At 42.7% G+C, this 21,704-nt stretch carries 20 protein-coding genes and 1 tRNA gene; 14 read left to right on the top strand and 7 right to left on the bottom strand.

Features of this window, described 5'->3' with window-relative positions; translation table 11 throughout:
* Positions 1-121: 121 nt before the first annotated feature.
* The 4 genes from IEY42_RS02615 to IEY42_RS02630 all read left to right on the top strand — a co-directional run bounded on the left by IEY42_RS02615 (position 122) and on the right by IEY42_RS02630 (position 7,006).
* Entirely contained in the window at positions 122-1,753 is a 1,632-nt protein-coding gene (locus tag IEY42_RS02615; protein ID WP_188923809.1) for an alpha-glucosidase family protein, read from the top strand.
* A 139-nt stretch (positions 1,754-1,892) separates the two neighbouring features.
* On the top strand, positions 1,893-3,167 hold the full coding sequence (locus IEY42_RS02620) for a sugar MFS transporter (protein WP_188923810.1): 1,275 nt from the start codon (positions 1,893-1,895) through the stop codon (positions 3,165-3,167).
* Between the two features lie 126 nt (positions 3,168-3,293).
* On the top strand, positions 3,294-4,508 hold the full coding sequence (locus IEY42_RS02625) for an RsmB/NOP family class I SAM-dependent RNA methyltransferase (RefSeq protein WP_188923811.1): 1,215 nt from the start codon (positions 3,294-3,296) through the stop codon (positions 4,506-4,508).
* A gap of 239 nt (positions 4,509-4,747) precedes the next feature.
* The gene (locus IEY42_RS02630; RefSeq protein ID WP_188923812.1) at positions 4,748-7,006 is read left to right on the top strand and encodes a bifunctional diguanylate cyclase/phosphodiesterase; all 2,259 of its coding nucleotides are present in this window, start codon (positions 4,748-4,750) and stop codon (positions 7,004-7,006) included.
* Between the two features lie 92 nt (positions 7,007-7,098).
* Here the strand turns inward: IEY42_RS02630 and ald are convergent, their stop codons facing one another.
* Positions 7,099-8,214 (bottom strand): alanine dehydrogenase, encoded by a 1,116-nt coding sequence (gene ald / locus IEY42_RS02635; RefSeq protein WP_188923813.1) that lies wholly within the window; start codon positions 8,212-8,214, stop codon positions 7,099-7,101.
* 178 nt (positions 8,215-8,392) lie between these two features.
* Between ald and lrp the strand changes: the two genes are divergently transcribed.
* The 7 genes from lrp to IEY42_RS22565 all read left to right on the top strand — a co-directional run bounded on the left by lrp (position 8,393) and on the right by IEY42_RS22565 (position 15,698).
* Positions 8,393-8,890, top strand: coding sequence for a leucine-responsive transcriptional regulator Lrp (gene lrp, locus IEY42_RS02640; protein WP_188923814.1), 498 nt, complete (start codon positions 8,393-8,395; stop codon positions 8,888-8,890).
* A gap of 286 nt (positions 8,891-9,176) precedes the next feature.
* Positions 9,177-11,831 (top strand): DNA translocase FtsK, encoded by a 2,655-nt coding sequence (locus IEY42_RS02645; RefSeq protein ID WP_188923815.1) that lies wholly within the window; start codon positions 9,177-9,179, stop codon positions 11,829-11,831.
* A gap of 8 nt (positions 11,832-11,839) precedes the next feature.
* Entirely contained in the window at positions 11,840-12,484 is a 645-nt protein-coding gene (lolA, locus tag IEY42_RS02650; protein WP_188920560.1) for an outer membrane lipoprotein periplasmic chaperone LolA, read from the top strand.
* 8 nt (positions 12,485-12,492) lie between these two features.
* The gene (locus IEY42_RS02655) at positions 12,493-13,824 is read left to right on the top strand and encodes a replication-associated recombination protein A (RefSeq protein WP_188923816.1); all 1,332 of its coding nucleotides are present in this window, start codon (positions 12,493-12,495) and stop codon (positions 13,822-13,824) included.
* Positions 13,817-14,191: a fluoride efflux transporter CrcB gene (gene crcB / locus IEY42_RS02660; RefSeq protein ID WP_188923817.1), complete on the top strand. Its 375-nt coding sequence runs from the start codon at positions 13,817-13,819 to the stop codon at positions 14,189-14,191. The genes IEY42_RS02655 and crcB overlap by 8 nt, the downstream gene beginning before the upstream one ends.
* Positions 14,192-14,209: 18 nt before the next feature.
* Positions 14,210-15,496 (top strand): serine--tRNA ligase, encoded by a 1,287-nt coding sequence (gene serS / locus IEY42_RS02665; protein ID WP_188923818.1) that lies wholly within the window; start codon positions 14,210-14,212, stop codon positions 15,494-15,496.
* A 73-nt stretch (positions 15,497-15,569) separates the two neighbouring features.
* On the top strand, positions 15,570-15,698 hold the full coding sequence (locus IEY42_RS22565; RefSeq protein WP_261732697.1) for a hypothetical protein: 129 nt from the start codon (positions 15,570-15,572) through the stop codon (positions 15,696-15,698).
* Between the two features lie 61 nt (positions 15,699-15,759).
* Here the strand turns inward: IEY42_RS22565 and IEY42_RS02670 are convergent, their stop codons facing one another.
* The 6 genes from IEY42_RS02670 to punR all read right to left on the bottom strand — a co-directional run bounded on the left by IEY42_RS02670 (position 15,760) and on the right by punR (position 18,979).
* Entirely contained in the window at positions 15,760-16,098 is a 339-nt protein-coding gene (locus IEY42_RS02670) for a TusE/DsrC/DsvC family sulfur relay protein (RefSeq protein ID WP_188923819.1), read from the bottom strand.
* Positions 16,092-16,400 (bottom strand): sulfurtransferase complex subunit TusB, encoded by a 309-nt coding sequence (gene tusB / locus IEY42_RS02675; RefSeq protein ID WP_188923820.1) that lies wholly within the window; start codon positions 16,398-16,400, stop codon positions 16,092-16,094. Before tusB ends, IEY42_RS02670 begins: the two co-directional genes overlap by 7 nt.
* Complete coding sequence (gene tusC, locus IEY42_RS02680) at positions 16,397-16,753, bottom strand: sulfurtransferase complex subunit TusC (RefSeq protein WP_188923821.1); 357 nt, start codon at positions 16,751-16,753, stop codon at positions 16,397-16,399. The genes tusB and tusC overlap by 4 nt, the downstream gene beginning before the upstream one ends.
* 17 nt (positions 16,754-16,770) lie before the next feature.
* Positions 16,771-17,160: a sulfurtransferase complex subunit TusD gene (tusD, locus tag IEY42_RS02685; protein ID WP_188923822.1), complete on the bottom strand. Its 390-nt coding sequence runs from the start codon at positions 17,158-17,160 to the stop codon at positions 16,771-16,773.
* A gap of 65 nt (positions 17,161-17,225) precedes the next feature.
* Positions 17,226-17,885 (bottom strand): Bax inhibitor-1/YccA family protein, encoded by a 660-nt coding sequence (locus IEY42_RS02690; protein ID WP_188920576.1) that lies wholly within the window; start codon positions 17,883-17,885, stop codon positions 17,226-17,228.
* 191 nt (positions 17,886-18,076) lie between these two features.
* Positions 18,077-18,979 carry a DNA-binding transcriptional activator PunR gene (gene punR, locus IEY42_RS02695; protein ID WP_188923832.1) on the bottom strand — a complete coding sequence of 301 codons (903 nt, stop codon included), beginning with the start codon at positions 18,977-18,979 and terminating at the stop codon, positions 18,077-18,079.
* Positions 18,980-19,302: 323 nt separating this feature from the next.
* Here punR and IEY42_RS02700 point away from each other — a divergent pair.
* The 3 genes from IEY42_RS02700 to IEY42_RS02710 all read left to right on the top strand — a co-directional run bounded on the left by IEY42_RS02700 (position 19,303) and on the right by IEY42_RS02710 (position 21,630).
* A tRNA-Ser gene (locus IEY42_RS02700) sits at positions 19,303-19,392 on the top strand.
* 87 nt (positions 19,393-19,479) lie between these two features.
* Complete coding sequence (locus IEY42_RS02705; protein ID WP_188923823.1) at positions 19,480-20,811, top strand: tyrosine-type recombinase/integrase; 1,332 nt, start codon at positions 19,480-19,482, stop codon at positions 20,809-20,811.
* Between the two features lie 576 nt (positions 20,812-21,387).
* The gene (locus IEY42_RS02710) at positions 21,388-21,630 is read left to right on the top strand and encodes a type II toxin-antitoxin system TacA family antitoxin (protein WP_188923824.1); all 243 of its coding nucleotides are present in this window, start codon (positions 21,388-21,390) and stop codon (positions 21,628-21,630) included.
* Positions 21,631-21,704 lie beyond the last annotated feature (74 nt).

Below are 21,704 nucleotides of genomic sequence, written 5' to 3' on the forward strand. Positions count from 1 at the left end.
AACCTCATTTCCTTATTCACGTATCCTCGGGGATAATAAATAACAACAGCGTTCTATTACGCGAACGCAACATTAAGTTAACTCACGGGTCGAAATTGGGTTAACTCATCAAGGGGAAGCAATGAGTCAGGTAACCTGGTGGCGTGGTGGAGTGATATATCAAGTCTATCCTCGCAGTTTAATGGATTCTAATGGCGATGGTGTGGGTGATTTGCAAGGCATTATTGCCAAGCTTGACTATATTGCCAGCTTAAATGTGGATGCGATTTGGATATCACCTTTCTTTAAATCACCAATGAAAGACTTTGGTTACGACATTAGTGACTATCTTGAAATTGATCCTTTGTTTGGCACCATGGCAGATTTTGAACAGCTTATTGACCAGGCGCATCAGCGCAATATCAAAGTGGTCATTGATCAAGTTTTAAGCCATACCTCAGATCAACATACGTGGTTTGAGCAAAGCCGCCAAAGCCGTGATAACGATAAAGCGGATTGGTATGTGTGGGCGGATCCTAAAGATGATGGCAGTGCACCTAACAACTGGCTCGCTATTTTTGGTGGTTGCGCTTGGGAATGGGAACCTCGCCGCCAGCAGTATTACTTACATAACTTTCTTAAAAGCCAACCGGATTTAAACTTCCATAGCCCACAGGTTCGCCAAGCCGTGTTAAATAACGTCGAGTTTTGGCTTAAAAAGGGCGTAGATGGTTTCCGTTTGGATGCCATCACGTTTTGTTACCATGACGAACTATTACGCGACAACCCCGCTAAACCGAAAGATCAACGTCAAGGACGTGGGTTCAGCGAAGACAATCCTTATGCGTACCAATATCATTATTACAATAATACCCGTCCGCAAACCGTGGGCTTTATTGAAGAATTACGTGCATTGATTAACCGCTATCCTGGCGCGGTGACATTAGGTGAAGTCTCGTCTGAAGACTCTCTTACCACTATGGCTGAATACACTCAAGGCGATGACCGCCTACATATGGCCTACAGTTTTGAGCTATTAACCGATGATTTTAGTGCAGCTTATATTCGCCAAACCGTTGAAGAATTAGAAGCCAGTATTGGTGACGGTTGGCCATGTTGGGCAATAGGCAACCATGACGTTCAACGTGTTGCCACGCGTTGGGGCAAGCAACAAGCTAACCCGACCATGGTCAAAATGCTCAATGCCATGCTGTTTTCATTACGCGGCAGTGTCTGCAGCTATCAAGGTGAAGAGTTGGGGTTAACTGAAGCACCAATCGAGTTTAACCAGTTACAAGACCCGTTTGGCATTACCTTTTGGCCAATGTTCAAAGGCCGAGATGGTTGTCGTACGCCAATGCCCTGGGTTAAGTCTGCAGACAATGCCGGTTTTAGCGACGCACAACCTTGGTTACCGATATCAGCACAGCACATCAATAGTGCCGTGGATGTACAAGAAGCCGATAGCGACTCTATTTTAAACAGCTACCGTCACTTTTTAGCATGGCGTAAACAACAGAATGTGTTAATTGATGGTGATATTCAGTTTGTCGATGCACACCCAAATGTGTTGGCGTTTGTTAGAACATTAGGTACGCAGCGGATGTTGGTATTATTTAACTTATCGATTCAGCAATCACACTTTGAGTTGGCTGACATTAAGGTTAACAGTGTGCTTGATGGACATGGGCTAGCAACAGGGCATCAAGATCAGCAGCAAGCAAACACCATTGTGTTACCAAGCTTTAGCAGCTTTTATGCCTTTATCAATTAACCAGAATAAGCCGAAATACTCAGTGTTTCGGCTTTTTTGATCTCAAGGCTATCTCTTGAGTTGTATTAGCCTTTATGCCATCCATTGAAATTTACAAGAAAAAAACCAAATAACAATAACTAACGAGAAGAGACCAATTATGGCTTCAACAATGCAAAGTACACAACACACAACAACAGAGGGAGGTAGCGGTAATTACCGTTTTGCTCTGGTGTCATTAACATCGCTGTTTTTTATGTGGGGGTTTATTACCTGCTTAAACGACATTTTAATTCCGCATTTAAAAGCGGTGTTCTCGCTTAACTATACCGAAGCCATGCTGATCCAATTCTGCTTTTTTGGTGCTTACTTTTTAGTGTCATTGCCGGCAGGTAAGTTAGTTAAAAAGATGGGTTATCAAAAAGGCATAGTGTGTGGATTATTAATCGCCTGTTTAGGCTGTTTATTGTTTTATCCTGCCGCCGCGCTGGCCACATACGGCCTATTTTTAGGCGCGCTGTTTGTATTGGCATCAGGTATTACTATTTTACAAGTTGCCGCTAATCCTTATGTCAATGCATTAGGTAGCGTTGAAACAGCATCAAGCCGCTTAAACCTTACTCAGGCGTTTAATGCGTTAGGTACAACGGTCGCCCCTTATTTTGGCGCGATATTGATTTTGTCTGTGGCAAGTGGCGCAGTTGAAGGCCTAAGCCATGCACAAGCTGAAGCGGAAGCGGAAGTGGTTAAACTGCCATACCTTATTTTGGCTGGCATGCTGGGGTTATTGGCATTAATCTTTGCCAAACTAAACTTACCGACCATTGCTGAGCACAATGAGGTGTCAGACAATAATGGCATTGTTACCCATAACGGTAAAACCAGCGCATGGCAGAGCACTCACTTGGTCTTAGGCGCAGTGGGTATCTTTGTTTATGTGGGCGCAGAAGTCTCAATTGGCAGTTTTTTAGTTAACTTTTTAGGCGAAGAACATATTGCCGGCTTAAAAGAAGCTGACGCGGCTAAATACATAACCTATTACTGGGGCGGGGCAATGTTAGGCCGCTTTATTGGCTCAGCGGTAATGCAAAAAATTCCAGCCGGTACCCTATTAGCATTTAATGCGTTAGTGGCAGCGGTACTTGTCTTGATAGCAATGAGCAGTAGCGGCGCAGTGGCGATGTGGTCAATTCTAGCCGTGGGATTATTTAATTCTATTATGTTCCCGACTATTTTCAGCTTAGCACTACGCGGTTTAGGGCCTCACACTTCACAAGGCAGTGGCATTTTATGTTTAGCCATTGTGGGGGGCGCCATTGTGCCGTTATTACAAGGCGTAATGGCAGACACCATGGGCTTGCAACTAGCGTTTATTTTACCGGTTGTGTGTTATGGCTTTATATTGTTCTACGGCGCGAAAGGGTCAAAAATGTAATTGGTGATATCACTTTCATTGCCATACACACTAAGCGACCTTCGGGTCGCTTTTTCTTGCTATCAGCGGGCTTAATCCCTATGATCGGCACGTTTTTACACTGATTGTCATTTTATGAGAGAGCCCATGTTAACTTACCCGCTGTCTGGCAGTTCATCTGAATTAGTATTAAACGTACTGACGATGGTGTTAACCCGAGGAAAACCATTAGACCGAGCTTATTCGGAGCACTTTTCTGGTTTATCACTTAATCCATCAGAGCAAGCGCGGATCACCCAAGTTACTGGCGATATCTTACGTCGACTTAATCTGTATTGTTTTTTAGTGGATATTACTTCAGATGAGTTTGAGCGTCAGGGGTCAAAACTGCTTAATGGTTGGCATGTATTTCATGGCCTTGATTTGCCTAAAATGCAGTATTCGTTGCAAATCGAACAAGCTTCTTTTGATGCCAACCTTGAAAAAGCCAAAACCGATCCTGTGTTGTGGGATGGATGTCCAGAATGGCTAAACGAATTAGGTCAAACCCAATTAGGCGATAAGTGGCCGGCAGAACGCGCCGCATTAGCTGAGCAACCTAAGCGTTATTTGCGTGTAAATGAGCTTAAGTGCGATCGTGAAAAGCTGATTGCACGTTTGCAAAAAGAGGGCGTAACAGCCGTTGCATTGCCAGATGTTGCCTCTGCAGTTGAGGTGACCTCAGATTCTGCACTGTTTCGAACCGATGCCTTTAAAGATGGTTGGTTTGAACAACAAGATGCGGGCTCGCAATTAGTGGCCAATGCCGTCGGTGCAAAACCTGGCATGCGTGTGGTTGATGCCTGCGCTGGTGCGGGTGGTAAAACGCTGCATATTGCTGCCCAAATGCAAGGTAAAGGCCGCTTACTGGCGATGGATGTAGAGCAGTGGAAACTAGACAATCTAAAAGCCCGCGCAAAACGTGCTGGTGCACATAATGTTGAAACCCGCATTATTGCCAGCTCTAAAACCATCAAACGCTTAAAGCTCAGTGCCGACCGAGTATTACTCGATGTGCCTTGTTCAGGTTTAGGTGTACTAAAACGTAACCCCGATTCAAAATGGCGTGATACACCAGAGCGCTTGCCTGTGTTAATTGAATTGCAAAAACATATATTGCAAAGTTATAGCCGCATGGTCAAAGTGGGCGGTATGCTCATTTACGCAACGTGTTCAATTATGCCAGAAGAAAACCGTCAGCAAGTGGACGCATTTTTAGCACAAAACCCGCAGTTTACTTTATTAGAAGATGAAAATATTTTAGTGTCAGAGCGCGGCTTCGATGGTTTTTATCTTGCTAAGATGGAACGCATTGCCGAATAATAGTTGAACAAGGTTTTATCAACGTTATTGGACTGCACTTGGTGTAACTTATAATTAACAATTACTTAACGGTGCTTTTTTGGGAACCGTTTTTTTATTGGTATAATAATAAATAGATTTTATAGCGCTTTATAGGATAAAAGAATAATTTAACGTTGATAAACCTTCTATAAATGCATAATGTTATTAACATATTATTCAGTTGTAATATGAGTTAGCTCATACCATTACGGAGCCATATGGATATAGGACCGAATATCGACAATTCAGCACAACAACCTCAACAAGACGGTTACCATGAATCAAGATTAGAGCGCTATAGCACTATCTTGAATATGGTGTTGCAAGGCTTGCCACTCGGCGAAATGCTTAATGCCTTGGTATTACTGATTGAAGCGCAAAAAATTGGCACAAAAGCATCAGTGCTGTTGCTCAGTGAAGATGGCAAACGCTTGTTGTCTGGTGCTGCCCCTAATTTACCTGACGCCTATAACCAAGCCATTAATGGTCTTGAAATAGGCCCTGAAATCGGCTCATGTGGTGCGGCGGCTTTTTTAGGCGAGCGTGTGATAGTCGATGACATGGATACTCATCCTAATTGGCTGCAATATAAAGAAATTCTTATTGACTGTGGTTTAAAAGCGTGCTGGTCGGAGCCCATTAAAGACAGTGAAAATAAAGTGCTTGGCACCTTTGGAATGTATTATGACACCCAAAAAACACCTACAGAGCAAGATTTAATCCTTATTCAAGAGGCGGCCCGTTTAGCGAGCCTTGCCATTGAACGTAGCCGCGGTATGCACGTTCAACGTTTAAGCAGTAAAATTTTTAACAGTTTGCCTTTGGCATTGGTCATTACCAGTGAAGATAACTCGGTGCTTTCTGCAAACCCCGTGTTTAAATCGTTAACCTCAACTTACTATGCCAACCTTAAGTTATTTGATGTGCAGCGCTTTTTAAGTCATTCGCCCAAAGAGCTTGTTGATGACTTATTTGAGCATTTATCTCGGGGTCATGCCTGGCACGGTGAGCTTAGAGGTTTACGGACCGATAATGACATTATTGATATCTCATTAACCGTTGCGGTTATCCGCGATTCATTTACTCAACAAAATTGTTTTGCCTGGCTTATTAATGATATTTCTTCTAGAAAAAATGCCGAGCAAACCATTAATTTTCAAACTAATTATGATCAACTTACCGGCTTAGCCAACCGTAAGTATCTGTTTCAAAGCCTGCAAGTTATGGTTGAGTCAAACGACATTCATCATGAAGGTGAACATGCCTTTAATTTGATTTTGATCGACATTGACCACTTTAAGCAAATTAACGACACATTAGGCCATGACAAAGGTGATCTAGTCTTAAAGTTAATTGCTAAACGGTTAGTGAGTGCAATACCTGAAAATGTTTTGCTGTCGCGCATTGCCGCCGATGAGTTTGCATTAGTGTTGCCGGGTAAAATGACTACAGAATCATTAGTCGATATGGTTAATGAAGTCACAGCGGTACTCGACAACCCTTTTTCGGTTGGCGGGCAGCATCTTAAATTAACCATCAGTGCTGGTATTGCGCGTTACCCCGAAGATGCTAATAAAGTGGAGCAGATACTCAATTGTGCCACTCAAGCAATGTATAATGCTAAATCACGTGGTCGTGATGGTTTTCAATTTTTTAATCAGCAAATTCAAAAAGATGCAGAGCGAAATGCAGAATTACACCTGCATTTAAAGTCAGCCATTAGCCGTAAAGAATTTGCCTTGTACTACCAACCCATTGTTAATCCGAATACGGGTAAAATTGTTAAAGCTGAAGTGTTACTACGCTGGCAATATAACGGTCAATTTATCTCGCCAGATGAATTTATTCCTATTGCTGAAGAATCTGGGTTTATTGTGCATATTGGTGAATGGGTCAGGACCGAAGCCTTGACTGCATTAAAGCAATTACAACGTAAAAAACTTGCTGTGCCACTGGCTATTAATGTGTCGACCATTGAGTTTTGGACCGATGATTTACAACAACGATTTTTAACCTATTTCGACAATAAACAAGCTGAATTAGGGCAGGAAAAATTACCTTATCACTTGTTGACGCTTGAAATCACCGAGTCGTTAATGATGAAACAGCAAGACAGCGTTAGTCAGTTGCTGATTGAACTTCGTCGACGTGGCATGCAGATTTCGGTGGATGATTTTGGTACCGGTTATTCGTCATTATCTTATTTAGCTAACTTCCCAGTGGACCAGGTTAAAATTGATAAATCATTTATTCAAAAGATTTCTTCAGGCACTCGACACGAAGCACTCATTGAAGCGATTGTTAGTATGAGTCGTGCTTTGGATTTAACGATTGTGGCTGAAGGGGTTGAAACCCAGAACGAACTGGATTTTATTAAACAACAAGATATTGAGGCTGTGCAAGGGTACTTCTTTTACAAGCCTATGTCGGAAGAAGCCTTTTTTGAGCTACTAGCCAAACAAGCACAATTAAATTAACGGGACAAAATTGTTGTTTATTCATAAAAAATGGCCGCATTTAATGCGGCATTTTATTGCAACAAACAGTTGCTCAGTGATCTCGAGTGAGATTAGTTAAGCATGCTCTTTGGTTCTGTAAACTCAAGGCTTAATGCTTCAGCGACTTCTTTACATACTAATTTACCATGGATAACATTTAAGCCATTTAATAAATGCTTGTCATTTAATAATGCTTTTTTGTAACCTTGGTTAGCTAGCTTGATGATATAAGGAAGCGTTGCATTGTTTAATGCAAATGTCGATGTACGCGCAACAGCACCAGGCATGTTAGCAACACAATAATGTACAACGTCATCAACAATATAAGTTGGTTCTTGGTGAGTGGTTGCGTAAGAGGTTTCAACACAACCGCCTTGGTCGATAGCAACATCAACAATGGCACTACCTGGTTTCATGCGCTTAACTAATTCTTTGGTGATTAATTTTGGTGCTGCAGCACCGGGTACTAATACACCACCAATCACAAGATCAGCTTCAAGTACGTGGCGTTCAATGGCATCCGCAGTTGAATAAATGGCTTTCACAGCAGAACCAAATTGAACATTAAGACGACGCAATGCATCGATGCTACGGTCTAAAACAACCACATCAGCACCCATACCCACAGCCATTTGCGCTGCGTTTGTTCCTACCATGCCACCACCAATAATAACGACTTTAGCCGGTTCAACCCCTGGTACGCCGCCTAATAACATACCGCGTCCACCAAGTGATTTTTCAAGTGCGCGAGCACCCGCTTGAATAGACATACGGCCAGCCACTTCAGACATAGGCGCAAGTAGCGGTAAGCCACCACGGTCATCGGTTACGGTTTCGTAAGCAATACACACTGAACCACTGGCGATTAAGTCATTGGTTTGTGCTAAGTCGGGTGCAAGGTGTAAATAAGTGAATAGGATTTGGTCTTCACGTAGCATTGCACGCTCAACAGCTAATGGCTCTTTTACTTTCACAATCATTTCAGCTTTGGCAAATACGTCAGCCGCAGTAGCTAAAATCGAAGCGCCAGCATCAATATAATCTTGATCAGTAAAACCGATCCCCACACCTGCGTCAGCTTGAACATAAACGTCATGACCTTTAATGGTCAATTCGCGTACGCTTGACGGTACCATGCCTACACGGTATTCGTGGTTTTTGATTTCTGTAGGTACACCAATAATCATCTTAAAGCCTCGATTTATAAAAAACCCACTTTAAGTGGGTATAGTTGTTATTAATTGTGACCTGAACGTGCTTATTTCAGGGAACTCTAGTATAGTGCCGGTTAGGCAGATTATGCTGCTGAAGATTCCCCTTTAAGAGGTTTAAATATTGTTTTAGGGACAAAACAAGGTTAAATGTATGGCAAGCAGCAAAAGCTTCTCAATTAAAGATTTAGACCGCATTGATCGTAATATTCTTCATGAACTCCAAATAGAGGGCAGAATTTCTAACGTCGAATTGTCAAAACGAGTTGGCTTAAGCCCAACTCCGTGTTTGGAAAGAGTTAAAAGGCTTGAAAAACAAGGTTTTATTAATGGGTATACCGCGCTAGTTAATCCACACTTTTTAGGTGCATCCTTGCTGGTTTTCGTTGAAATCACTTTAAATAGGGACACGCCAGACATTTTCGATCGCTTTAATCGTGCAGTACAGCTATTAGATGATATTCAGGAATGTCACTTAGTTTCTGGTGATTTCGACTACTTATTGAAGACTAGAGTGTCAGATATGTCTGCTTATCGACGATTATTAGGTGAAACCTTGTTGAAGCTACCTTCAGTGTCAGATACTCGTACATATGTTGTGATGGAAGAAGTAAAGCAAACCAATAAAGTGGCGCTATATAACTTAGGATAACCCTATCTTAAGGGGTAAGTGGTTTTACCTGTTTGCTGAATGTGCTTTGCCATATCACGATGAAACACAGAGCCACTAATTGATGTGGTTTTGTTGTTTCATTAGAGATTAATTTTGTCTATTAACACAGCCGTTTTATCATTATCGATATCGCTTTTGATTGACTGGATTAATTCGCCATCACAATCCATTGAGCTTCAGTAAATCAAGGTGCATAATCACTGCAAATACAGTGATATTCTGTTATCTTAACCCTTATTTTTCACTCTTTTATGGATGTTTTCGTTTGACTCAGGAAAATAGTCTAAAAACACTCAGCGGCTTACAACGCTTGCTTGAAGGTGGTTTAATTCTTTGTTGCATGGTTGCAACCTACATTCTATTGGCGCTATCGAGTTTTAATCCCAATGATCCGGGGTGGAGTCAGTCGCATTTTCAAGGTGAAATTCATAACTGGACTGGTGCTGTAGGTGCTTGGACGGCAGATGTGCTGTTTTATTTTTTTGGTTTTATTGCCTTTTTAATCCCAGTGATAATTGCCACAACCGGTTGGTTTATCTTCAATCGTGCCCATCGTATTTTTGAAATCGATTATTTTTCAGTAGGTTTACGCATTATTGGCTTTATGTTGATGCTTTTGGCCCTTGCGGCATTAGTCAGTATGAATGCCGACAACATGTTTGTGTTTTCAGCCGGTGGTGTTGCCGGAGATGTCATCGGCCAAGCCATGTTGCCTTATTTTAATAGCTTAGGCACCACATTACTGTTGATGTGCTTTATTTGCGCAGGGTTTACCTTAGCCACGGGCATTAGTTGGCTCACTATTATTGAGCTTACAGGCTTTGGCGCCATTTGGTGTATTAAACGTGTGTGGAATTTACCCAGCTTATTTAAACGTGAGCGCGAAACCGAAGACACCAAAGGCTTCATGTCGTTGGTCGACAAATTTAAACAGCGCCGTGAAGAACTAGACGATCAAGCCCCATTAGAGAGCAATGACAAAGTCGTGCCGCAGCCGTTAAAAGAGACTGTTGCATTTCAAGCCGACTCTGAAGATGACGATATTGCGCCAGTGGTAGAGAAAAAACGCCGTTTCTTTAGCCGCAAACCGAAAGTGGTTGATGTGTTTGAACCCCTTGAAATCGATGATGACGAATTAGACGCTGACGATCGCCAAGAACCGTCCATCAAACTTGAAGACGACGAGCAGTCATTCGCGCCTTGGGTGGCGAGCAAAGATGACGATGAAGTCAGCTTTAGTGCGCATGATGACAGCGATATTGATCTTGACGATGACGTCACACCAGACCCATTTGACGGCGCCTTTGAAAAACCGCATTCAAGTGGGGCACTTGTTGCGCAGCAGCAACCGAAGAAAGAAGCCAAAATTGTAGATGGTTTAGTCGTTATAGATGGTCAAGCGCCACAAGAAAAACGCAAAATGGATCCTTTGCCGAGTATCACCTTGCTGGATGTACCCGATCGTAAGAAAAACCCGATAAGCGAAGAAGAGCTTGATCAAGTTGCAAGACTGGTTGAAACCAAGTTGGCCGATTTTAATATCATTGCCAATGTGGTTGGTGTGTTCCCGGGCCCTGTTATTACCCGTTTTGAGCTTGATCTGGCACCCGGTGTAAAAGCATCTAAAATCAGTAACCTTGCTAAAGATTTAGCGCGTTCATTGCTGGCAGAAAACGTGCGAGTGGTCGAAGTTATCCCGGGTAAAGCCTATGTTGGTATTGAATTACCCAATAAATTCCGTGAAACCGTGTTTATGCGCGATGTGTTAGACAGCGCCGCCTTTAACGACAGTAAATCGACGCTATCTATGGTACTTGGCCAAGACATAGCCGGTGAGCCCGTTGTGGTTGATTTAGGTAAAATGCCGCATTTATTAGTGGCTGGTACGACAGGCTCAGGTAAGTCTGTTGGGGTTAACGCGATGATCACCAGCTTGCTATATAAGTCTGGTCCTGATGATGTACGCTTTATTATGATTGACCCTAAAATGCTTGAGTTGTCGGTATATGAGGGGATTCCACACTTATTGTGTGAAGTGGTTACCGACATGAAAGAAGCTGCCAATGCACTTCGCTGGTGTGTCGGCGAAATGGAACGTCGTTACAAATTAATGTCGGCATTAGGCGTGCGTAATTTAAAAGGGTACAACTACAAAATTAAAGAAGCGGCGGCCAAAGGGGAATACATACCCGACCCATTATGGAAGTCATCTGAAAGTATGTTAGATGAAGCGCCTCCATTAGAAAAGCTGCCATCAATAGTGGTGGTGGTTGATGAGTTTGCCGACATGATCATGATTGTCGGTAAAAAAGTCGAAGAGCTTATTGCCCGTATTGCTCAAAAAGCACGTGCGGCAGGCATACACTTAATTTTAGCCACGCAGCGCCCATCGGTTGATGTGATCACCGGCTTGATTAAAGCCAACATCCCAACCCGCATTGCGTTTCAGGTGTCATCACGTATCGACTCACGTACTATTTTAGATCAACAAGGTGCAGAGACCTTATTAGGCATGGGTGACATGTTGTATTTACCGCCCGGCACGAGTGTTCCTAACCGGGTCCACGGCGCATTTATTGACGACCATGAAGTACATAAAGTCGTGGCCGATTGGTGCGAACGTGGTCAGCCACAATATATTGATGAAATTTTAAATGGGGTGTCAGAAGGTGAGCAAGTATTGCTGCCAGGTGAAACCTCAGATACCGAAGAAGAATATGATGCGCTTTATGATGATGCCGTGGCGTTTGTCACTGAAACTCGCAGGGGCTCTATTTCAAGCGTTCAACGTAAATTTAAGATTGGCTATAACCGCGCCGCCCGCATTATTGAAATGATGGAAGGTCAAGGTATTGTAAGTGCACAAGGCCACAACGGTAACCGTGAGGTGCTGGCTCCGCCACCACCAAGAAGCCAATAGGAATAATGATGAAAAAACGTATTACAGTATTAGGCTTATTATTATCAACCAGTATGTTGTCAGCCGTTTCATATGCAGACGATGCCACTGAATTACGCACTAAGTTAGCTAAAATAGACAACTTACATGCCACCTTTACTCAGCAAGTGACCGACATCAATAAAAAGCCTATTCAAAGTGGTAATGGTGTGTTTGCTTTGGCTTATCCTAATCAATTTTATTGGCACTTAACTGAGCCTGATGAATCGCTTATTGTGGCTGATGGAACCAACTTATGGGTATTTAATCCGTTTGCAGAAGAAGTCACCGTGATGGATGTATCACAAGCAGTTGATGCATCGCCAATGGCGTTATTGGTACACCGCGACGATGAAACTTGGAATAAATACTCCGTGATGAAGCGTCAAAACAAAGCACAATCAAATTGTTTTGATATTCAGCCTAAACAGTTAAACAGCAGTGTCGTTGCCGTGAGCGTGTGCTTTAACGACAGCAAACTCACACAATTTAACTTAACGGACGAACAAGGTAACCTAAGCCAATTTCAACTGTCTGCTCAGCGCGCAGTATTACCTGCAGAAGGTGACTTGTTCAAATTTGCCATCCCTGACAACGTTGATATTGATGACCAACGTTTAAAACAAGCAAATTAAGTGGTGGCATGGCTAATTTAGGTTTTGATTTTGCTCCAGATTTTCGTCCTTTGGCAGCACGTATGCGGCCAAGGGAGATCAGTGAATACATTGGCCAAGCTCATTTACTTGGCGAAGGCCAGCCGCTGCGTAAAGCGCTAGAGGCGAATCGTGCCCACTCCATGTTATTATGGGGCCCACCGGGTACCGGCAAAACCACATTAGCAGAACTGATTGCGCATTATGCTAACGCCCATGTTGAACGCATCTCAGCGGTCACTTCGGGTGTAAAAGATATTCGCGCCGCCATTGAGCAAGCCAAAGCCATTGCCCAAAGTCGTGGCCAACGCACCTTATTATTTGTCGATGAAGTCCATCGCTTTAATAAAAGCCAGCAAGATGCCTTTTTACCGTTTATTGAAGACGGCACGGTGATCTTTATTGGTGCGACAACCGAAAACCCCTCATTTGAAATCAACAATGCGCTATTGTCACGGGCGCGGGTTTACCTGATAAACCGCTTAACGTCTGATGAGATCCATTTAATCGTCACTCAGGCGCTTAATGATGTTGAGCGCGGTTTAGGTAAACGTCAGTTAATCTTGCCAGACGACGTTGCCCAGCAACTTGCCGATATTAGTGAAGGCGATGCTCGTAAAGCCCTAAACTTACTTGAGCTTATGAGTGATTTAGTTAGCGATGGCGGCGAATTTACAACAGAGATGCTCACTCAAGTTGCAGGCCATCAAGCGGCAGGTTACGACAAAAATGGAGATCAGTTTTACGATTTAATCTCTGCGGTACATAAGTCCGTTCGAGGCTCAGCGCCTGATGCTGCACTTTACTGGTTTTGCCGGATTTTAGAAGGCGGCGGTGACGCACTCTATGTTGCCAGACGTTTATTGGCCATTGCCTCTGAAGACATCGGCAACGCAGACCCTGTTGCCATGACCGTAGCGCTCAATGCCTGGGATTGTTACCACCGCATCGGCCCAGCAGAAGGTGAGCGTGCTATCGCACAAGCTGTGCTTTATTTAGCCAGTGCGCCTAAAAGTAATGCCGTTTACAGTGCCTTTGGCGCTGCACGAGAGTTAGCTAAACAAACAGGTCATGAACCCGTACCTAATCATCTACGAAATGCGCCAACCAAACTGATGAAAGAAATTGGCTTTGGTAAAGAATACCGCTACGCCCATAACGAGCCTGGTGCATTTGCCCCTGGCGAAAACTACTTTCCCGAATCACTCAAGCACAGCCAATTTTATCAGCCGACTAACCGTGGTTTTGAGAAGCGCATTCAAGATAAACTCGCCCAGCTCAACGAGCTTGACCGACAAAGTGAGGTCAAACGCTATGACTAATGTGTTGCTTGTGGCGCTTGGCGGGTCAATTGGTGCAGTTTTGCGCTATCTTCTGTCAATATTTATGATCCAGCTATTTGGAAGCAGTTTTCCTTTTGGTACACTGTTAGTCAATTTATTGGGATCGTTTTTAATGGGTGTTGTTTATGCGCTCGGGCAGCTGAGTCATGTTAACCCTGAAATTAAAGCCTTGGTGGGTGTGGGTTTATTAGGCGCGCTTACCACATTTTCGACTTTCTCAAATGAAACTTTATTGCTGATCCAAGATGGCCTTTGGCATAAGGCTGTTTTAAATGTGTTGTTGAATGTCACCTTGTGTTTATTGATGGTGTATATAGGTCAACAACTTGTATTTTCTCGCGTTTAACTAAAAAGAACTGACAACATGCTAGATCCAAAATTTTTGCGTAATGAACTAGAAGTCACCGCCGAGCGTTTAGCCACTCGAGGCTTTACTCTTGATGTCGAACAATTGACCAAACTTGAAGAAAAGCGTAAATCGCTTCAAGTTGCAACTGAAGACTTACAAGCATCGCGTAACGCGATCTCTAAGTCGATTGGTCAAGCTAAAGCTCGCGGTGAAGACATTAGTTCCATTATGGCGCAAGTAGGGGATTTAGGGGCGCAGTTAGATGCGAAAAAATCTGAGCTTACTGAACTATTACAACAAATCAATTTAATCGCCATGAGCGTACCTAACTTGCCAGACGAGTCTGCTCCAGTGGGTAAAGATGAAAGCGAAAACGTTGAAGTACGCCAATGGGGCACCCCAAAAACCTTCGATTTTGAAGTTAAAGATCATTTAGATCTTGGCGAAGCCTTGGGCGGATTAGACTTTAAAAGTGCCGTTAAAATTACTGGTTCACGCTTTATTATTATGCGTGGCCAAATTGCCCGTTTAAACCGTGCGTTAGGTCAGTTTATGCTTGACCTTCACACCACTGAACATGGCTACACAGAAGCATACGTGCCGTTACTCGTTAACGAAGACAGCTTAATGGGTACAGGCCAATTACCTAAATTTGGTGAAGACTTATTTCACACCAAACCGGCCACTGAAGAAGGCCAGGGATTATCGCTTATTCCTACCGCTGAAGTGCCCTTAACTAACTATGTTCGCGACATGATTGTTGATGAAAGTGAACTGCCAATCAAGATGACCGCATTAACGTCATGTTTCAGAAGTGAAGCAGGCTCATACGGCCGTGATACCCGCGGATTAATTCGTCAGCATCAGTTTGATAAAGTTGAGTTAGTGCAAATTTCACACCCAGATCACTCAATGGCAGCATTAGACGAAATTACTGCCAATGCAGAAAAAGTATTACAGCTATTGGGTTTACCATACCGCACTGTCGTATTGTGTACCGGTGATATGGGCTTTGGTTCAAGTAAAACCTTCGATATTGAAGTGTGGTTACCGGCGCAAAACACCTACCGTGAAATTTCGTCATGCTCAAACATGAAAGATTTCCAGGCGCGTAGAATGCAAGCCAGGTATCGTAGCAAAGCAGACAATAAGCCTGCGCTTTTACACACTCTAAACGGTTCTGGTTTGGCTGTAGGTCGTACACTTGTTGCCGTTCTTGAAAACTATCAAAACCAAGATGGCACCATTACGGTACCTGAAGTCTTACGTCCATACATGGGTGGTTTAAGCATTATTGGTTAATGGTGCAATGTATTTGTCGTGCTCCTCCTCGAGTGCGACAAACATTTTTGATACTTTCAAAGGATAATAAGCGGTGGCTACAGGTCAGCGTAATAACAGTAAATTTGTGTCGTCTTCAATTGGAATGTTTTTTATCTTGTTGGTATTCGTGTTACTTGGCCAAGTGGCGATTATCGTATTAGATAACATTTTACCGCAGTAATAACAGCGACAGTAAAAAGCCCAGTTAAGCATGCTTAACTGGGCTTTTTGTTTGTGTTTATCTACAAGCATTTAGCCGGTTTCGGTAATCCTGCAATTTTAGTGGCTTGTTTGGCAGGGCCAATTGGGAATAGGGTATAAAGGTATTTAGAGTTACCTTTATCTGCTCCTAAGCTTTGACCAATGGCTTTAACTAACACTCTGATCGCTGGGCTGGTTTTGTATTCGAGGTAAAAATTGCGTACAAACCGAATCACTTCCCAGTGTTGTTCTGTTAGTTCAATGTTTTCAGACGCTGCAATAACTGGCGCCATTGCCTCTTGCCAATCGGCGACATTTTTTAAATAACCTTGATGATCAACTTCAATGTGCTGACCATTAAATTCAAAAGAGTTTACCAAGTGATTACCTTGCTATGTTTAAGTGATTGCTCAACAAAATTTGAGTAATCGATAATATGAAAAAGTTCGGCTGACATAGGTTTTGCAATCACATCAATCCGCTGCTGTAACCCCCGCGCATGAATATCATCTTGCAACACAAATAGGTTAACCGAGGCTAAACGCTGTTGCCACCGGGGTTGTAATAAGCAGTTAACCGCATCACCCGCCAATAATATGCTGTCGTTTGGGTGCAAATAACGTAAACACGTACTGAGTGCATTGTCGGTTGATGCTGAAGTTTGAATATGATGTAAAATCAAAATACTAATACCTCATCAACCGCTTGCAGTGTTTGGGTTATCATATCGGCACTAGCAACCTCGGCATCAATACTCAATTCGCTGGCGTTAAGCCCTAATTGTTGCATTGATTCGCTACACACTAAAACTGTATCTATGTCGTATAACGGCAGTGCTTTAAGGGCTGATAAGTAATCCTTTGCGCCTGCTTGCTCTGGGGTTTGCCCACTAAGGAGATGTAATACCGCTTCGTCAGTAAAAATAAGACTCACTTGCTGCTCAAAGCTTGCACTCAGCATCGCAACATCTAAACCTTCGCGGCCACTGGTGGACCCAAAAGGTGCATGGCGAAATACAATGGCCACAGATTTCATTATTGATCCTATCGATTTTAAAAGCTGATTAAACGATCGGCTTTTTCTATGCCAACCACTAATTCGCCTAAGCCGCCCATGGAAAAATGCTCACTACTATTCCAATGGCTTTTACCGTTTTCAACCGCTTCTTGCTGTGATAACACACCACGGCGAAGCGCCGCCGACACGCAATTGGTGAGCGAAACCTGATGTCGCTGTGCAAAGGCTTGCCACTGAGCATGCATATCTATTTCGTCTGAGGCCGGGCAGGTAAGGGCATTGCTGTTAGTCACGCCGTCTTGGTAGAAAAAAACTGTGATGATGTCATGACCATTGGCCAGTACACTTTGGCAAAAAGCTAATGCCCTAAAACTGGCGCTGGAGCCATAAACACTGCCGTTTACTTGGATGATGAATTTGCTCATGATAAAAAAAATGACCCTAAATTAGGGCCATTTTATCGTAATTTAACGCTGAACTCTATCGGCGATTAATCGTCGTTGCCCATACCCATTAAATGTAAAAGACTCATAAATAAGTTTAAGAAATCTAAAAATAATGAAACGGTTGCACGGATGTAGTTGGTTTCGCCGCCATTCACGATACGGCTAGTGTCATACAAAATAAAACCGGTCATCAATAACGCAATACCCGCGTTCATTGCCATAAACATAATCGAGCTTTGCACAAATAAGTTAATCACTAGTGCGCCAATCATCACGAGCATACCGGCAAATAAGAACCCGCCCATAAACGAGAAGTCTTTTTTGGTGGTTAGTGCATAAGCTGATAACGCAACAAAGATAACGGATGTTAAGCCAAGCGCTTGCATAATTAAGCCGGGGCCATTTGCCATGCCTGCATAATGGTTAAGAATATAACCCAGTGACGCACCTTCCATACCGGTAAAGGCAAATACCCAAAAAATACCCGCGGCGGTGTCTGCTTTTTTCAATGTGACAAACAATAACACTAAGCCACCAATTGATAAGCCTAGTGAAGGCCAGCGACCAATTTCAAATAACATGCTCAATCCAGCCGTTACAGCAGCAAAGGCCAATGTCATTGATAACAGCATGTAAGTGTTTTTTAATAGTTTATTGACTTCAGTAGTCGATAAACTTGGGGATAAAACTGATTGTTGACTCATTATCGTCTCCAGAGATTAACTCAATGATTTGTTCAACGCGAAAACTTACTATTTTCACGCTGACAGTAAATCTTTGTTATTAGCGTAAGCAATGTACATTAAATATAAATTAATTTATGACATCGATTCATGTCGCTACGTTACCATAAAGCTTAGGGTAATATAACCTTATAATCTTCAATAGCTTCCGTTTAGCTTAGCCATTCTTTTTTAAGCTTAGGTGTATCGCCTAAATAATCGAGAACCCACTGCATCGCAGGGGTCATATTGGCATTGTTCCAGGCCAAACAGCAGGCGGTATCTTGTTTGGGTTTGTCTAATTGTTTTTCAATTAATGCACCGGCTTTAATAAACACGTCTGCTAAATGGTAAGGCATATATCCCACGCCTAACCCTTCACGGAAACAGTTTAATGCGCGGATCCAATCTGGCACCACAATACGACGCTGGTTATTGAGTAGCCAATTAGGCCTGTGGGCAATATTATTGGCAGTATCTTGCAGGCAAATAGATGGGTAGGGCAGTAATTCGGCATCAGTAAGTAAGTGCTCCGTTTTAGCTAAAGGATGGTTTTTACTCACCAAAAAGCTCCAAGGGATCATGCCCATATCTCTAAATTTAAACACTCCACCAACCGGAATAGTGGATGTTGCGCCAATTGCGATATCACTTTTGCCAGTCGATAACGACTCCCACACGCCGTTATACACTTCAAGTCGAATGATTAATTCGATATCAGTAAAGTGACGATAAAAATCGGCAATTAGCACACTGATTTTGTCGGCGCGTACCATATTATCAATCGCAATCGACAGCGAAGGGCGCCAACCGTTAGCCACTTTTTGAGTATCACGCTTAATGTTATTCAATTTAGTCATGATCTCACGCGACTGAGCCACAAAATGCTCACCCGCAGGCGTCAAACTCACACTACGATGATGACGTTCAAATAAGATGACCCCTAGGTCATCTTCAATTTGTTTAATCGCATAACTCACCGCCGAAGGGACTTTGTTTAATTTATTCGCAGCGGCGGTAAAACTGCCCACTCGGGCAACTATATCTATCATTTCGAATGCTTGTTCTGAAAGCATCTCGCTATCCTTGGCATCGGCAATATTACTTGCTGTAAAGGTAAACATTAACCCTAATCAAATCAAGCAAAGTCGCGGTTATCAGCTGTTTAATCACATAATTTGCTTAGCAAAAGACCAAATAACCTGTTTAAAGAATGCAGGCTATTTACCAATACCCTATAAATGACAGCCATGTGAGTCACTATATCGACCTTACAGTGCAGATAAATCAACATTCACACGCTATTCATTCATCCGCTGAGTGTTTTATCGCCACTTAACTGATTATTTTCAATTTACCCTTTACACCAAACTGCCATTGTCATATTATTCGGCCGCTCGGAGGGATGGCAGAGTGGTCGAATGCACCGGTCTTGAAAACCGGCAACGGTTTATCCCGTTCTAGGGTTCAAATCCCTATCCCTCCGCCACATTAAATACGAGAAAAGCCGTTGATTATCAACGGCTTTTTTTGTTTTTGGCGTTTGTGGGGCTCTCCATAAGGATTGACTCAGACAATGTATCTTTATCGAGCACCCAACAACGTATACTTTACACGTATCTGTTTAGCCAAATATTTACGCGACAAAGGCTTTCCCTTTGACGTAAAAGTCTCCTTACTGACTCGTGACAGAGCAGAAGCAGTCATCCGTAACATCGATGTTGCCGGAGCACTCAAAAAAATCATCAAGTCTATCGACAATAAAACCCGTATTAATGACTTTATTCGCTACGTTGATGAGGTCATTAATCATCTCAGATCTCAGTTTGATGCAGCTGATTCTGATATCACGTTCAATATCACGCCTAAATCTCATGCTATCCCTATTAGGGACACTAAGCAGTCAGAACACCGTGAAACTAACGCTATCGCGCAACCAAAGCCTGTTATTGGGTTAAACGAAGCATTAAGCGCATTTATTATCTCAAAACAAAAATCAGCCATCAGGCATCTCTCTATTAAGCAGCTTGAGCAGCGTATTCGGCATTTTATTGATACCGTATCATCAAAATCCACTCTTAAAACCAAGCTTAAAACTGATAATAAATGTGTGCATGACATCACCAGTGCTGATGCGATGACCTATCGCGATGCTTTACTGACTCAAGGCCGAAGCTACAAAAGCAATAAAGAGTACTTAGCTGCCATATTTCAGTTCTTTAAGTGGTGCCAATTAATGAATTACTGCACCAGCAACCCCTTTAAAAGCGTTACTGTCGGACAAAAACCAAAAGCTAAACCGAATCAAGCTAGAGACCGCTGGACGCATCCTGAACTTAAACGACTACTTCGCAGCTCATCATTCAAGGCTTCAACAACCGATTTTAAATGGGTCACCCGTTTGATGCTTTATGGTGGTTTAAGGCCTTCAGAAGCCTGCCAGCTCAAACCTGGAGATATCAAACTAATCGATGGCGTACACTGTATTAGCATTGATGACAGCGGTGCAGCACAGCGATTAAAGAACCTCAATGCCAAACGTTATGTGCCCATTCACAAATACTTGCTTGAGCTAGGCTTTATTGCGTTTGTTGAGCAAAGAAAATCAATTCATACCCAGCTGTTTGATTATAAACCTGTCGGCATCATTGAAGATTGGTCAAAAACTTACTGCAAACAGCTCGCCAAGCTTCAAACCGAGATAGGCATGCAAGCTAACCAGCGTCCAACCGCCTACGGCCTCAGACACACGTTTATCGATGAAATGAAGCAACTGGATATCAGCGAGCATATCGTGGCGCAAATCGTTGGCCACGCTAATCCAAACATCACTTTTAGTCGTTATGGTAAAGATGTAAACGTTGCAGCATTGTTTAAGGATATTGAGAAAATTGAATATGACATTTGATGATCGGGTGCGGTTAATCGATAAGCATTAAACCTCGAAAAATATCCAGACGCAATTGGCAGCAACAGTACCTAATAAGGCACAAACACTGCCAAAGCTGTCATTATTTCGCTACAGCAGAGAGCGAAATATAATGGTATAGAAAATGACTCGCAGTCAGTGAGTGCGAAAAAAAACTTATAAATCAAACAAACGTTTCAAACATTGCTTTTTTAATAAATTATATTAAATACTCTGTAACCCAGCACTCATCAGCTATAGGGTAGTGCGAAATAAACCTTTTCGCTCTCACTGAGAGCGAAATTAGTTTGTATAAAAGAGTGAGCAAGTGGTTTTAACTGGAGCTTTTTGTGAGATAGTTGCAGCATTTATTAATCTCCAGCAATCATATAGCGAATACCCTCAAGAAATCGCTGTTAAGGTCATCGCCTCACTTGAGGCAAAGTAGTCCCAATGCGTTCTGCTAAATCTAACAAACTTTTGCCCCAAACTTTGCTAACCGCAGATTAAATTTGAATCATATAAACCGATAATTGCTATAATGCGGCTAACCAAAATTCGTTCCTTGGATTTGTGATGACTAAAAAAAACTTAACTGAAAAAGAAGTGCTAGAAAGTATGACTTCTTATACAGCACATGCAGATGAACTTAGTGAAGTCAGTATTAAAGAATGGACTGAAATGCTAGAAAAAGCTGAACTAATAGCGTTAAACGACGCCGACTACGAAAAGTTTGTAACATATCTGAATTCAGAGACAGAGCCAGCCAAGGTAGAAGCTCTCAAAAAGCTGTTTAAACGAAAAGCGCCTTGGGAATAAACCGACGCATTTTTGTCGGATAGACGACACTTGTTACCAAGTGCCGCCCTCCTAAGAACCCAGCGTGCAACTTT

This window comes from Shewanella algicola, from assembly GCF_014648035.1.
Lineage (GTDB): Bacteria > Pseudomonadota > Gammaproteobacteria > Enterobacterales > Shewanellaceae > Shewanella > Shewanella algicola.